General features: G+C 54.3%; 10 protein-coding genes and 1 pseudogene. 10 read left to right on the top strand and 1 reads right to left on the bottom strand.

Translation table 11 applies throughout. The features are described from left to right. Positions 1-13 precede the first annotated feature (13 nt). From DW082_RS02875 to DW082_RS14870, 10 genes are all read left to right on the top strand, one after another. Complete coding sequence (locus tag DW082_RS02875) at positions 14-2338, top strand: FtsX-like permease family protein (protein WP_118457232.1); 2325 nt, start codon at positions 14-16, stop codon at positions 2336-2338. Positions 2339-2361: 23 nt separating this feature from the next. Beyond that, the gene (locus DW082_RS02870; protein WP_118457230.1) at positions 2362-4557 is read left to right on the top strand and encodes an ABC transporter permease; all 2196 of its coding nucleotides are present in this window, start codon (positions 2362-2364) and stop codon (positions 4555-4557) included. Next, complete coding sequence (locus DW082_RS14240; protein ID WP_147386948.1) at positions 4518-4715, top strand: hypothetical protein; 198 nt, start codon at positions 4518-4520, stop codon at positions 4713-4715. The genes DW082_RS02870 and DW082_RS14240 overlap by 40 nt, the downstream gene beginning before the upstream one ends. A gap of 17 nt (positions 4716-4732) precedes the next feature. Beyond that, complete coding sequence (locus DW082_RS02865) at positions 4733-7084, top strand: ABC transporter permease (protein ID WP_118457229.1); 2352 nt, start codon at positions 4733-4735, stop codon at positions 7082-7084. Between the two features lie 24 nt (positions 7085-7108). Further along, positions 7109-9124 carry an ABC transporter permease gene (locus tag DW082_RS02860; protein ID WP_118457227.1) on the top strand — a complete coding sequence of 672 codons (2016 nt, stop codon included), beginning with the start codon at positions 7109-7111 and terminating at the stop codon, positions 9122-9124. Then, the gene (locus tag DW082_RS02855; protein ID WP_182424073.1) at positions 9100-9465 is read left to right on the top strand and encodes an ABC transporter permease; all 366 of its coding nucleotides are present in this window, start codon (positions 9100-9102) and stop codon (positions 9463-9465) included. Before DW082_RS02860 ends, DW082_RS02855 begins: the two co-directional genes overlap by 25 nt. Before the next feature lie 49 nt (positions 9466-9514). After that, positions 9515-10195 carry an ABC transporter ATP-binding protein gene (locus DW082_RS02850; RefSeq protein WP_101573296.1) on the top strand — a complete coding sequence of 227 codons (681 nt, stop codon included), beginning with the start codon at positions 9515-9517 and terminating at the stop codon, positions 10193-10195. Between the two features lie 209 nt (positions 10196-10404). After that, positions 10405-11406 (top strand): malate dehydrogenase, encoded by a 1002-nt coding sequence (locus tag DW082_RS02845; protein ID WP_101573298.1) that lies wholly within the window; start codon positions 10405-10407, stop codon positions 11404-11406. Between the two features lie 108 nt (positions 11407-11514). After that, positions 11515-12510, top strand: coding sequence for a glycoside hydrolase family 127 protein (locus DW082_RS14875; RefSeq protein WP_259335480.1), 996 nt, complete (start codon positions 11515-11517; stop codon positions 12508-12510). Next, positions 12507-13409, top strand: coding sequence for a glycoside hydrolase family 127 protein (locus tag DW082_RS14870; protein ID WP_259335479.1), 903 nt, complete (start codon positions 12507-12509; stop codon positions 13407-13409). The genes DW082_RS14875 and DW082_RS14870 overlap by 4 nt, the downstream gene beginning before the upstream one ends. 116 nt (positions 13410-13525) lie before the next feature. Here the strand turns inward: DW082_RS14870 and DW082_RS02835 are convergent. Further along, positions 13526-14946, bottom strand: a pseudogene (locus DW082_RS02835) (glutamate synthase subunit beta). Positions 14947-14961 lie beyond the last annotated feature (15 nt).

Below are 14961 nucleotides of genomic sequence, written 5' to 3'. Positions count from 1 at the left end.
AATAGATCACCCGATGATTTTTTTTAAAAACTTTCTCTACCTGCTACGGCATCACAAAGCGGCCGCCCTGCTGAACCTCGCAGGACTGACCGTCGCGCTCGCCTCGTTCATGCTAATCGTCATGCAGGTCGACTACGACCTGGGCTATGACCGGCAGTACGAAAACGCCGACCGGATTTTCCGGATCGAACGCAGTTCGGCAGCGGACAACGCCACCGTCTTTTCACCCTGGATCGGCAACGACTTTTCGACCGTCGAACAAATGACCGCATCCGTTCCGGACATCGCAGGGGAAGGCGGACTGAGATGGTTTTCAAACAATGTTTTCGACGAGTCGGAGACACGGTTTCCGATCCGGTGCATACAGGTCACGGAAAACTGGCCGGAGGTATTCGGTTTCCGGTATGTCGGGGGAGATCCGGACAGGCTTTCCGAACCGGGCACAGCCGTCGTTCCGGAAAGTTTTGCAAAAACGGCCTTTCCGGACGGCGACGCCGTCGGCAAAACGCTGATTCCGGAAAATTACGAAAAACCGCTACAAATCGTCGCCGTTTACCGGGATTTTCCGAAGAATTCATCCGTAAAAAACGATGTCTACACGGTTCGTCCGCTCGAAACTACCATCTCCGACATCATGTATTATATCGTGGCGAACGATGCCGGACACAAAGCGAAAATAGAGGCCGATCTGACCCGGAAAATCCGGGAGACCGACGGCGATTCAACGAAACGTATCCGGCTCCACAACCTGCACGACGTATATTATGCGACGGACTGCATCAGCGACTCCCACGAAAAAGGCAGTCGCGCGACCACCTTGTCGCTGATCGCCGCCGCCATTCTGATTCTCGGGATCGCTGCCATCAATTCGGTCAATTTCGCGATCGCACTGATACCGACCCGCGTACGAAGCCTGAACGCTCGTAAGATTTTCGGATGCAAAACTTCCGTATTACGGCGCAATCTGATCGCCGAAACTGTCGGGACAACGCTGGTTGCATTTTTACTGGCGCTGTGCATCGTACAATGGCTGTCTCCGCTGTCGGCGAATCTGCTGAACGGAATCGCTTCGCCGAGCGAGAATCCGGCTGCGATCTGGATCTCGCTGGCCGCCGCTTCGACAACCGGGATACTTTCGGGACTTTACCCGGCTTTTTACAGCACCTCGTTCAATCCGGCCCTCGCGATCCAGGGAAATTTCGGAAATACCCGTACCGGGAAACGGCTGCGCACCGTGCTGATTGCAACACAGTTCATGGTCACTATCGGCTTTATTGCAGCGGCCCTGCTCATTCACCGGCAAGACAGGTTTCTGAAAAGCCACGATCTCGGCTTCCGGCAACAAAACATCCTGATAACGACCGTATCGTCGAAAACGAGCGAACAACTGGACGCATACGCCGGCATGCTGAAAAGCCATTCCGCCATCGCTGACGTCACCTTCTCGTTCGGCCAACTCGTCGACCGCACCCCTCCGATGCGGCTTTCGTCCGTTTACAAAAATCGAACAAGCAAATTCTGCGTCTATTGCGTAGCGTCCAATTTCTTGTCGTTCATGGGAATGGAGATTGCCGAAGGGCGCGACTTCCGGGAAACCGACCGTCTGAAAGAAAACAATACGTTCATTTTCAATCAAACGGCCGAAAGAAAATACGGCATAGAACCGAACAGCACGATCCACGGTTTCACCGCCCGGGACGACATCGCAGGGATTGTCCGGGACTTCAACTACCAGCCGTTGCAATACGCGATCGAACCGGCCGCCTTTTGCCTGTTCGGAATCAATGACTGCATTCCGCTGAACGTCGTTTACGTGAAAGTCAACGGAGGCGATCTGGCGGCCGTCATCGGGCACATCCGGGAAACGGGCGGTAAATTCGACATCCGAAACCGGGCTCAGGACATCGTTTTCATGGATCAAGCGATCGGCAACCTGTATCGGAAAGAAGCCCTTTTTTCGAAACAGATCGCCTTGTTCAGCCTGCTGTCGATCCTCATATCGGTCGTCGGAGTCTTCGGCCTCGTGCTGTTCGACATGCAGTACCGCCGCAAAGAGATCGGGCTGCGGAAAGTACACGGCGCCACATCAGGAGAAATCCTGCGCATGTTCAATGCCGGATACATACGGATAATTCTGATCTGTTTCGCCGTCGCGACGCCGATAACGTGGTACGCGGGCGACAAGTGGCTGGAACGGTTCGCTTACCGGACTCCGATCGATCCGTGGATATTCGGCACGGCCCTATCGCTCGTGCTGTCGATTACCGTCGCGACCATTTCGCTATTGTGCTACCGTACCGCCCGTGAAAACCCGGCCGACTCGATCCGGAAAGAATAATTATCACAAAACGATACAAAGTCATGAAAATCTTGTTACGAAATTTAGTCAACCTGTTCGCCCGGAACAAAACAGCCGCCCTGCTGAACATAGCCGGACTTACCGTTGCGTTCGCTTCGTTCATGCTCATCATGATGCAGGTATGGTATGAACTCGGATACGACCGATGCTACCCGAATGCCAACCGGATATACGGGCTCTGTTTTCAAGTACCGCAATCCGGCGATCTGGGCACCGTGCTGCCCCGGCCGCTGGCCGAAAAACTGCTCCGGTCATCAGCCGGAATCGAAACGGGCGGATGCCTATCGTATCAACACGGAGATCCCAACGTTCCGTTCTTTCGGCCCGAACGAGGGCCGGAGTCGGCTATCGCCGCCGGTTTTTCGCTCGTTTCGCGATCCTGGTTGGATGTCTTCGGATTCGAAACGCTTTCCGGCGACCTAAACGCCTTTTCCGAACCCAACGCGGCGATTATTCCCCATTCGCTGGCCGTAAAGCTTTTCGGCAGCGAAAACCCGGTCGGGCAAACCATTGCCAAGTCGGAAGGATACCGGGAGGCCGCCCAATTTACGATCGTCGCCGTATACCGTGATTTTCCGAAAAACGCCTCGTTGAAAAACGATGTCTATACCGACCTGAAGGAGCGGCTGCTCCAAGATTTCAACAACTGTTCGACCCCTTATTTCGTCCGGGTAAAACAGAATGCCGACATCCGCCGAATCGAACAGGATCTGCTACCCCTCGTATGGAATTATGCGAAAACGTATGACGAAGACTCGACAAGAAGCCAACGGCTACGGCTCGTCGGATTGAACGACCTCTATTTCTTCAACGAAACGATCTCCCAGGAAGGGGGAAACCGCAACACCACCTATTCGCTGCTGACGGTTGCCCTGCTGATCCTGCTGATCGCGGTTATCAACTTCATTAATTTCACGATCGCACAGGCTCCGGCGCGCATGCGCAGTATCAATACGCAAAAAGTATTCGGATGCCGCTCCCGGCAGTTGCGGATCAATCTGATCGCCGAAGCGGTCTGCCTGACGGCAGTCTCGTTCCTGCTGGCCGTACTCACCGTTCACGCACTGGAAGAAACGAACCTATCTTCGCTGATTACCGGAGGAATCTCGCCCGGCGACTATCCCGGCCTGATCTCGATTTCTGCGGGAATCGCACTGCTGACCGGTTTTATCGCAGGAATCTATCCCGCTTTTTACATTACATCCTTGCAACCCGCCCTGGCGCTGAAGGGGACGTTCTCCGTCTCCCGGCCGGGTAAAAAACTACGCGTCGTCCTTATTGCGGTTCAGTTCTCCATCTCGATGATACTAATTATCGTTGCGCTGGCGGTTCATATTCAAAACCGCTATATTCGACAATTCGACATCGGGTTGCCGCGCGAAAATATCGTAACGTTCGATCTGGGCCCGTTAGCGGGCAGATCGGCCGACCCGTTGATCCATAAGCTGAAAAGCAATCCGGACATCGCCGACGTAACCCTCAGCCGCACTTTTATCGTCAGCAAAGGCGGAACGTTTTGCAACCGCCTTTATAAAAACGATGAAATCGGTTTCCGACTCATGGGGGTTGCGCCGAATTTTTGTTCTTTCATGGGAATGCACCTGGTCGAAGGACGGGATTTCACGGAGACCGACCAGCAGAGGGACGCTCCCGCCCTTATTTTCAACCGAACGGCAAAAAAACTTTATGACATAACCGTCCCCGACTGGCTGGAACATTCCGGAGAAATCGTCGGCATCGTCGAAGATTACCACGATAAACCGTTGCATTACTCCATCGAACCGATAGCTCTGATCGTATACGATCGTTCGTCGCCGTTGTACTGCATGTACGTCAAAATAAACAATCCCGATCCCGGACCGGCTATCGCTTTCATCAGGGAAGCCTACCGGACACTCAGTCCGCAGAGGCAGGTTCCCGACGTAAAATTCATGGAAGAACAACTGGGCAACCTATATCAGAAGGAACGAAACCTTTCGGAAATGATTTTCCTGTTCAGCCTGGTGTCGGTATCGCTTGCGATCACCGGGGTTTTCGGAGTCATCCATTTCGAAACCTCCAGCCGGCGCAAGGAGATCGCTCTACGCAAAGTGTACGGTTCCCAAACCGGCGAAATTCTTCGGATGTTTAACAAAACCTACATCCGCATCGTATTGATATGCTTTGCGGTCGCGGCGCCTGCGGCTATATCGTCGTAAAACGATGGCTCGAAAGCTTCACCTATAAAACGCCGATCCCTAGTTGGATCTTCCTCATGGCGCCGGCTATCGTGCTGATTATCGTCGTCGCCGTCATCACGCTGCGCTGCTACAAAACCGCGACGGACAATCCTATAAAATCGATCCGAACCGAATAACGAAAAACGAATAAGCTATGCATACGCTGAAAAACCTGATTTTGCCATTTAAAAAGTACAAAGTCGCCGCCATACTCAACATCATCGGACTATCGGTAGCTTTCGCCTCGTTCACGATCATTACGACACAGGTGAAGTACGACTTTTCGTTCGACCGGCATTACAAAAACAAAGACCGGATTTTCAGGCTCGAAACCCGTTCTTTCGACGGCAATGCCCATAACGCGGTGGTAAGCCGGCCGATGGCAAAACCGTTGGGTTCGATTCCCGAAGTGGAACGACAAGGCTTGTTCACCGGCGGCCCGGAGCTTGCCGTTTATGATAAAAATGCCGGAAAAAACGCGCAGCAAGGTCCTTTCCGCATCTATTCCGCCGAGCCCGGCGCGCTGGACGTACTGGAATTCGAATACGTCCGGGGAAATGCGCAACGTTTTCGCGAACCGAACACGGTATTGATCTCCGAAACGGTCGCCACCGCCCTCTACGGAACGGAAGATCCCGTAGGGCGCAGTCTGATCCTCGCGCTGGATACCGAAGCCCCGCAGGAGATCATCGGAGTCTACAAAGATTTCCCGAAAAACGGATCGGTGGAAACCGGCAGCATCGTCCGTTTTATCGGGGATGCGGATATTAACGCCAACAACGAAAGCTACGTCTATTATATCCGGCTGAATGCTCCGCAAAACAGGGGAAAAGTCGAAGCGGAACTGTGGAACGTCAACAAACATTCCGATATCTTCAAACAGATTAAAGAAGATTCGACCGTTTTCCGACTGAGCCCGATCTCCGAAATCCATTATTTGAAAAACGTCCGGTTCGATCCTACTCCTAAAAGCAGTCGCACAACGGTCTGGTCGTTACTGGCCATCGCCGTGCTGATCATCGGGATCGCCATCGTCAATTTCGTCAATTTTTCCATCGCGCTCACGCCGGTTCGCCTGCGCAGCATCAATACACAGAAAGTGTTTGGCAATACCAACGGAGCCATCCGCTGCAACCTGATCGGGGAAGTCATGGGGATCGCCCTCCTTTCGCTGCTTCTGTCGCTGATCGTCGTAAAGCTCTTCGCTGGCTCCGCATACGCCTCGTTCATCGAGAGTTGCACAAAAATCGGATCCGATCTGCAAATCCTGGCGATAACGGCCGTCGTCGCCATCGTTACCGGTCTGCTATCGGGCATTTATCCTGCATTTTACGCGACTTCGCGGCCCCCAATCCTGGCGATCAAAGGCTCTTTTGCTCTTTCGCCGAAAGGAAAGCGCGTGCGGACGCTGCTCATCGCGTTCCAATTCGTCATTTCGATCGTCCTGATTGTTTTCTCCATTTCGATCTACGTTCAAAACCGCTACATGCAACGGTTCAATATGGGATTCGAGCGCGACAACATCTTGATCCAGCAGTGGATCGGAAGCAGGATAGCCTCGCAAAAGGATGCGTTCGCCGACAAGCTGAAAAGCAATCCGGCAATCGTCGACGTTACGTTCTCCAGCGGAAAAATCGTGGATCTCAACAAATCCCGCTGGGGTCAAACGTATAAAGGGGAACTGATTGCCCCGAATATTTTTCCGGTAGCGCCGAACTTCCTGTCGTTCATGGGAATCGGAATTACGGAAGGACGCGACTTTATTGCGGACGACAACCGGAAATCCAACTTTACCGTCATATTCAACCAAACGGCCCAACGCCAGTACGGACTGACAGTCGGAGAACGATTCGGAGAGTGGGACATAGCAGGCATCGCCCGGGATTTCAACTTCAAGCCGCTGCAATACGGTATCGAACCGATCGCTTTCGCCGTATTCGGCGACCATCCGATTGCGAAGAGCTGGCAGACAGGCACCCTGTACGTTAAAGTCAACCCGGCGAATCTTTCCGCCACCTTGAAGTTTATCCGGGAAACCATACAAGAATTCGATCCGGATGCGGAAGAAAATCTCGTATTTCTGGACGATTCAATCGGACAACTGTATCAGAAAGAACGGAACCTCTCGACCCTGATTTTGCTGTTCAGCCTACTGTCGATGCTGATCTCGGTCGTCGGCGTATTCGGTCTCGTGCTGTTCGAAACACAGTACCGGCGTAAGGAGATCGGCATCCGGAAAATCCACGGCGCGACCGTCGGCGAAATCCTCCGAATATTTAACGGCACTTATGTCCGGATCGTACTGGCCTGCTTCGTTGTCGCGACACCGGTCGCTTATTACGGAGTAAAACGATGGCTCGAAAATTTCGCTTACCGAACGCCGATCCATAGTTGGATCTTCCTCGCCGCGCTGATCGTCGTACTAAGCGTCGTCGTCGCGATCATCACGCTTCGCTGCTACAAAACCGCGACGGACAATCCTATAAAATCGATTAAAACCGAATAACCAAACTACAAACGCTTGCCAATCATGACACCTTTGAAAAATTTCTTCCACGTACTGAAAAAGTACAAAATCGCTTCGCTGCTCAACGTCATTGGGTTGAGTATCGCATTCGCCTCGTTCATGATTATCATGACGCAGGTAAAATACGATCTGTCGTTCGACCGGCATTACAAAAATGCGGATCGGATATTCCGGGTCGAAAATCAGGCAATGACCGAAAACGGAAAGTATAGCGCCAACACCTCCCGCCTGGTGGCGGAAAAGGTGTTCGCAGCAGAACCCGAAATCGAAAAAACGGGACTGATCCAAAGTTATCAACAGCTCGACATCTACGACCAGAGTCTCGGGAAAGACTCCCGTCAGGGCCCTTTCCACTTTTATACCGCCGAACCCGACGCGCTGGATATATTGGAATTCGAATTCGTTCACGGCAGTCCGCAGCGTTTTTCGGAATCCGGGACGGTATTGATCTCGGAACAGGTCGCCACAGCGATTTACGGCGACCAAAACCCGGTCGGACGCAGCCTTATTTTCGACAAGGACACGGAGCACCCGGTAGAGATCGTCGGAGTTTATAAAAACTTTCCGCAAAACGCGACGATAAGATCCAACAGCATCGTCCGGTTTATCGGCCAGGAAAATGCCGGCAACGGCAACAACTGGAATTACGTCTATTACATCCGGCTGAACGCAAGGGAAAATGCCGAGCAAGTCATGCAGGCCATGAACAAAAAGTATCAGGAGTTCGTCGGTACGGGAAATTCGGTTCCGGACAACTTTTTCCGGCTCACTCCGATCACCGAAACCCATTTTACACAAAGCGTCAGCTACAGTCCGACGGATACGGGCAACCGCGCGACGGTCTACTCCCTGATGAGTATCGGCGTTCTGATTATCCTGATCGCTATGATCAACTTCGTCAATTTCTCCACTTCGCTTATTCCGACCCGTATCCGCAGCATCAACGTCCAGAAAGTGCTGGGCGGATCGAACGCCGCCATCCGACGGAACATGATTGCGGAATCGGCGGGACTCGCGGTCGTCTCGTTTTTCGTTGCGCTGCTGATCGTTCATGCATTCTCCGGAACGCCGCTGGCATCCGACATCAGCGCCCCGTGCGACGTCGGAGCCGATATGCCGATTCTGTGGGGCACGGCGCTTATCGCCGTCGCGACCGGAATCCTGTCCGGAATATACCCGGCTTTTTACAGCACCTCGTTCGCTCCGGCGCTCGTAGTGAAAGGCGTTTTCGGGCTTACCCCGAAAGGACGCCGTTTGCGCACGGTACTGATATCGGTACAGTACGCGATATCGATCACATTGATCATCGTCACACTGTCGATACACAGACAAAACCGTTACATGCAAAAATCCGATATAGGGTTCCAACGTGAAAATATCCTGACCACATGGGTGCCCCGTGAAATAGCCGACAAAAGAAAAACCCTGGCCGACAAGCTGACGAGCAATCCCGCCATCACGGACGTGACTTTCGCCGCCGGACCGTTTGTCGCAAAAGGACGGATGCGCTGGGGACGTAGTTACAAAGGAAAAGGCATTACTTATGACGCCTATCCGGTAGCTTCGAATTTTTTACGTTTCATGGGAATCCGGATTACGGACGGACGCGATTTCAACGAAAACGATGATTTAAAACCGGAAATATCTCAAATATTCAACGAAACGTCTCAGCGGAAAGACAGCATCACAGTCGGCGAAAAGATGGAGGACGGAACAAATATCGTAGGCATCGCCAGAGATTCAATTTTCAACCGCTGCAATACGGCATCAATCCGTTCGCATTCGTCGCGTTCGGGACAACCGAATGGGGCGCGTGGACTCCGCTGCGCTATCTGTTCGTCAAGACCAACGGAACGGATATTCCCGCCGTCGCGGATTTCATCAGGAAATCCGTCAAAGAGCTGGTTCCGGACAGCCAGCTCGACATTAGATTCATGGACGAAGAGATCGGAAATCAATACTACAAAGAACAAAAACTGTCGAATTTACTCACCTTGTTCAGCCTGCTGTCGATCTTGATCTCGATCGTAGGGGTATTCGGCCTCGTGCTGTTCGAAACCCAGTACCGTCGCAAAGAGATCGGGATTCGGAAGATCCACGGCGCGACTGTCGGCGAGATCCTCCGGATGTTCAACAAAATTTACGTGCGCATCGTACTGGCGTGTTTCGTTGTCGCCGTACCGATAGCTTACTGCATCGTCGACCGGTGGCTCGAAAACTTCGCCTACAAAGCTCCGGTCGAAATCTGGATTTATCTCGCGGCGCTGGCGATCGTGCTGGGAACCACCGTCGCCACCGTACTGATCCAGACGTACCGGGCCGCCACGGACAATCCCGCCCGGTCGTTGAAAAAACATTAATTATTTTCCGAACATTCATAATCATTCATTCTTTTTAAAAATTACTGCTATGTTGAAAGTTGAAGAACTGAGCAAGAGCTTCCGTACGGAAGAGATCGAAACCATCGCTCTGAACAAGGTTTCGTTCGAAGTCACCGAAGGCGAATTCATTGCGGTCATGGGGCCGTCCGGTTGCGGCAAATCGACGCTGTTGAACATCCTCGGGCTGCTGGACAACCCTACGTCGGGCAAATACTACCTGCTCGGAAAGGAAGTCGGAACCCTGAAGGAAAAAGATCGCACGCTGTACCGCAAAGGCAAAATCGGTTTCGTTTTCCAAAGTTTCAACCTGATCGACGAACTGAACGTCTACGAGAACGTCGAGCTGCCTTTGATCTACCTGCGCGTCAAAGCCGCCCAGCGCAAAAAAATGGTCAACGAGATCCTCGACCGGATGAATATCAGCCACCGCGCCCGCCACTTTCCCCAACAGCTTTCCGGAGGTCAGCAGCAGCGCGTCGCCATCGCCCGCGCCGTCGTTTCGAACCCGAAGCTGATCCTCGCCGATGAGCCCACCGGCAACCTCGACTCGAAGAACGGCAAAGAGGTCATGGATCTGCTGACCGAACTGAACAAGGAGGGCACGACCGTCGTAATGGTAACCCACTCGCAGCACGACTCCTCCTACGCATCGCGCACGATCGACCTGTTCGACGGCGAGATCGTAACCGACGTGAAAGCCTTCCTGTAATCCCTCCGCAGGCAAAACGACCGTTCCGGTTAGATAATAAGCGAAGTTGCCGACATGGTTCGGCAACTTTTTTCGTCATACAACACTTTAAAATGCAAATACTTACATAATAATCATTCCGATTCGTTATCGGAAATAAGAATTTTGCATGACTATTGATCCGCTGAAAAAACTACTTTTATGTTATGAAACTCTAAAACCGAATCGATATGAAATTTCTGACAAACGAAAAACTGACCATCGTCGGAGCGGCCGGGATGATCGGCTCGAACATGGTGCAAACCGCGATCATGATGGGACTGACCCCGAACATCTGCGCCTACGACCCCTATGCCCCGGCATTGGAAGGAGTCGCCGAAGAGATGTACCACTGCGGATTCGAGGGCGTCAACCTAACCTATACCAGCGATATCCGCAAAGCGCTCGACGGAGCGGGATACGTCGTTTCTTCGGGCGGGGCCGCCCGCAAAGCGGGCATGACGCGCGAAGACCTGCTGAAAGGCAACGCCGAGATCGCCGCGCAGTTCGGCAAAGACCTCCGCAACTATTGTCCCGACGTGAAGCATGTGGTCGTGGTGTTTAATCCGGCCGACATTACCGGACTGATTACGCTGCTCTACTCCGGCTTGAAGCCTTCGCAGGTCAGCACGCTGGCCGCACTGGACAGCACGCGGCTGCAAATCGCGCTGGCGCAGCATTTCGGCATCGCGCAAGACCGGGTAACCGGTTCGCGCACTTACGGAGGACACGGCGAACAGATGGCCGTATTCGCTTCCACCGCGAAAGTGGACGGCAAACCGCTGACCGAACTGATCGGCACGGCGGCGCTGACCGACGAACAATGGGCCGCCCTGCGGCAGCACGTGATTCAGGGCGGCAAGCGTATCATCGAACTGCGCGGACGTTCTTCGTTCCAAAGTCCCGCCTACCTGTCGATCGAAATGATCCGCGCGGCCATGGGCGGAACTCCGTTCCGTTGGCCGGCCGGCGTCTACGTCCCGGACGGCGATCAGGGGCCGGTCATGATGGCGATGGAGACCACGATCGACCGCGACGGCGTGCGCTATAAAGTCCCGCACGGCACAGCCGGGGAGACCGAATCGCTGCACGCCAGCTATCTGCACTTGGTCAAGCTGCGCGACGAGGTGATCGGCATGGGTATTCTGCCGCCGGTATCCGAATGGGGAAATCTCAACCCGCACCTTCGATAAATCCGGTACGAAACGCCGCGCATATACCCGAAAACGATACCGGCACCGTCCGGTATCGTTTTTTTTTCATACCTTTATCAAATCAATTCAAACCCAAAACTTAACGATATGAAACGTAAAGTGATATCCGCCGCGCTATTATCCCTGCTGATCGTCGGGGAAACCGCTGCGGCGCGCAAGCCCTCCGCGACTTTCAAAAGAGCGCCGGAGCCGACCGTTCAGACCCACGTCGACGGCTACCTCGGCGGACGCATCGACGCCTGCATCCGCGTCCGCGTGATGAGCGAGGACGAAAACCTACTGGTCGCCCCGTTCCGGCAACGGAACGAGACTAACCGCTGGCAATCCGAATTCTGGGGCAAATGGACGCTCGGCGCCATCGGAGCCTACCGATACAACCGCGACCCGCAGTTGTTGCAGAAGATCGGCAACGGCGTGAGCGGTCTGCTCTCGACCCAGTCCGAGGACGGATACATCGGCAATTACGCGCCGGAAGCGCAACTGACCAACTGGGACGTATGGGGGCAGAAATACACGTTGCTCGGTCTGCTTGCCTATTACGACCTGACCGGAGACAAAAAAGCGATCGAAGGAGCCTGCAAGCTGGCCGACCGCCTGATGACCGTGATTCCGGCGAAAAAAGAGATCGAGATGGCCGGCATCTACCGGGGACTGCCGCCCAGCTCGATCCTCGAACCGATCGTCTATCTATATAACCGTACGGGGAACGGCAAGTACCTCGACTTCGCCAAATACATCGTCGGCCGTTGGGAAACCGACAAAGGTCCGCAGTTGATCGGCAAAGCGCTGGCCGGGGTTCCGGTGGCGGAGCGCTTCCCGTTCAAAAGCGGCTGGGAAACCTGGTGTTCGTGGGACAACGGGCAAAAAGCCTATGAAATGATGTCTTGTTACGACGGTCTGCTCGAACTGTACAAGATCACGAAAAATCCCGACTACCTGAAGGCCGTCGAGGCGACCGTGCGGAACATCATCGACGAGGAGATCAATATCGCCGGCTCGGGCAGCGCATTCGAATGTTTCTATCACGGGAAACGGCTGCAGACCGACCCGGCTTACCATACGATGGAACCTGCGTTACGATGACATGGATGAAGCTCTGCCAAAACCTGCTCGATTTGACCAAAAATCCGCTTTATGCCGACCAAATCGAAAAAACGACGTACAACGCGCTGCTCGCAGCGCTGAAAGAGGACGCCGGGCAAATCGCCAAATACAGTCCGCTCGAAGGCGTGCGTTCGGCCGGCGAACATCAGTGCGGCATGCATGTGAACTGCTGCAATTCGAACGGTCCGCGGGCATTCGCGATGATCCCGACCGCTGCCGTCCTTTCCAGCAACGACAGTCTGTTCGTCAACCTGTACGGTCCGTCGACCACCAAAGCTTCGTTGGGTAAAAACGAAATCTCGCTGGAACAGACGACCGCCTATCCCGAAGATGGCGACATCGAAATCGCCGTGAACGCGCCGAGGAACCTCGAATTCGCAGTCGCCGTGCGAATTCCCGCCTGGAGCAAGGTCAGCCGGGTCGCCGTGAACGGCGAATCGATCGGAGACGTCCGGCCCGGAACCTACGTCACCGTCAGAAGACGCTGGGAACCGGGCGACAAGATTTCCGTAAATCTGGATATGCGCGGACGGCTCGTCGAACTGAACGGTTACCAGGCTATCGAGCGCGGGCCGATCGTTCTGGCGCGGGATTCCCGGTTCGACGACGGATTCGTGGACGAAGCCTCCGTCATCCAAGCCAATGCAGACGGCTATGTGGAACTGATGCCCGTAACGGAAGCGGACAAACCCGAAAAGATGTGGATGGTCTATACGGCCCCGCTGGTGCTGGGTACCGACCTGGAAGGCGATTTTTATAAACCCAGGCAGATCCGGTTCTGCGATTTCGCTTCGGCCGGCAACACCTGGGACAGACGGATTCGTTACCGCGTATGGCTGAAAAAAACGTATAACGTCATTCTGGCTCCGCAACAGTAAACCCTTCGGCCGCGCTTTTGACTGCAGGAGACTTCGCTACGACCGGAGTCCCGTCAACCGAAAATAAAAAACCGACCGTATCCCGGCCGGTTTTTTATTGCGGACACTGCACAAGATTACTGTCCTTTCAGGAATCGGTCGATGTTTTCGGCGGCCCTGCGCCCCGACGCGATCGCGCGGACAACCAACGATGCGCCCATAGAGGCATCCCCGGCGGCAAAAACTTTTCCGACCGTAGTTCTGTTCGCATCGTCGACCGCAATGTTCTTGCGCGCATCGAGCCCGACTCCCAGATCGCCGACCAGCCCGTCGAGTTCGGGATGAACGAATCCCATCGCCAGCAATACGATATCGGCCTCTATGACCTCCGTTTCCCCGGTATGTTTCAGCGTCATCTTTCCCGCATCGTCCTTTTCCCATTCGACGCGTTCGGTCTCGACGCCGATCAGCACGCCGTCTTTCCCGATAAAGCGGTTCGTTGCGAGGTTCCAACGGCGTTCGCAGCCTTCCTCATGCGACGAGGAGGTTTTCAACACCTGCGGATACATCGGCCACGGAGTATCCGGATTGCTGCCTACCGGCGGCTTGGGCATGATCTCGATCTGGGTAACCCCGACGGCGCCTTGACGGATGGACGTGCCGACACAATCCGATCCGGTATCGCCGCCGCCGATCACCAATACCCGTTTTCCCTGTGCGGAAATCCGCTCGTTCTGCGGAATCTGTGCGCCGGCATTCACCCGATTTTGCTGTTGCAACAGCTCCAGCGCGAAATACACCCCTTTCAGGTCGCGCCCCTCCACCGGAAGATCTCGCGGCACCCCGGCGCCGATCGTCACGCAAACGGCATCGAACTTTTCGAGTAATTCTTTAGTTTTAAAATCTTTACCTACACAAACAGAAGGTTTAAACTCGATCCCCTCCTCAGCCAGCAGCTTCAATCTCCGGTCGATAATTTTCTTACCGAGTTTGAAGTCCGGAATCCCCAACCGCAACAGTCCGCCGATAAACTCATTTTTTTCGAACACCGTTACACGATGCCCGCGCCGGTTCAGCCTGTTCGCGCAAGCCAGTCCCGAGGTCCCGATCCGACGACCGCCACCCGCTTTCCGGTACGCCTGCGCGGCGGGCGCGCCGTAACGTACCCTTCGGCAAAAGCACGTTCCACGATCGACACTTCATTTTCCCGGATAGTCACCGGTGCGTCGTGCAGTTTCAGTACGCAGGATTTTTCGCACAACGCCGGACACACGCGCCCGGTAAACTCAGGGAAGTCGTCCGTCTCGGCCAGCGAACGGTAAGCCTCCTCCCAGCGACCGCGCCAGGCCAGATCCTGCCATTCGCCCTGGCGGTTACCCAGCGGACAGGCCCAGTGGCAAAACGGCACCCCGCAGTCCATGCAGCGCGAAGCCTGCAGGCGGCGGTCTTCGATATTGAGCGTCTGCTCGACTTCGGCATAATCGTATATCCGGTCGTGCAACGGGCGGTACCCCGCCTCTTTACGACCTATGGTCAAAAATGCTTTCGGATTTCCCATGATTGTTCGTTTTTC

The sequence above is a fragment of the Alistipes sp. AF48-12 genome (genome assembly GCF_003477565.1).
GTDB lineage: Bacteria > Bacteroidota > Bacteroidia > Bacteroidales > Rikenellaceae > Alistipes_A > Alistipes_A hominis.
This window is presented reverse-complemented; position numbering and strand designations above follow the sequence as displayed.

Excerpts from the sequence above, each read along its gene's own strand:
- DW082_RS02875 (WP_118457232.1), top strand. The coding sequence starts at position 14 with ATGATTTTTTTTAAAAACTTTCTCTACCTGCTACGGCATCACAAAGCG.
- DW082_RS02870 (WP_118457230.1), top strand. The coding sequence starts at position 2,362 with ATGAAAATCTTGTTACGAAATTTAGTCAACCTGTTCGCCCGGAACAAA.
- DW082_RS14240 (WP_147386948.1), top strand. The coding sequence starts at position 4,518 with ATGCTTTGCGGTCGCGGCGCCTGCGGCTATATCGTCGTAAAACGATGG.
- DW082_RS02865 (WP_118457229.1), top strand. The coding sequence starts at position 4,733 with ATGCATACGCTGAAAAACCTGATTTTGCCATTTAAAAAGTACAAAGTC.
- DW082_RS02860 (WP_118457227.1), top strand. The coding sequence starts at position 7,109 with ATGACACCTTTGAAAAATTTCTTCCACGTACTGAAAAAGTACAAAATC.
- DW082_RS02850 (WP_101573296.1), top strand. The coding sequence starts at position 9,515 with ATGTTGAAAGTTGAAGAACTGAGCAAGAGCTTCCGTACGGAAGAGATC.
- DW082_RS02845 (WP_101573298.1), top strand. The coding sequence starts at position 10,405 with ATGAAATTTCTGACAAACGAAAAACTGACCATCGTCGGAGCGGCCGGG.
- DW082_RS14875 (WP_259335480.1), top strand. The coding sequence starts at position 11,515 with ATGAAACGTAAAGTGATATCCGCCGCGCTATTATCCCTGCTGATCGTC.
- DW082_RS14870 (WP_259335479.1), top strand. The coding sequence starts at position 12,507 with ATGACATGGATGAAGCTCTGCCAAAACCTGCTCGATTTGACCAAAAAT.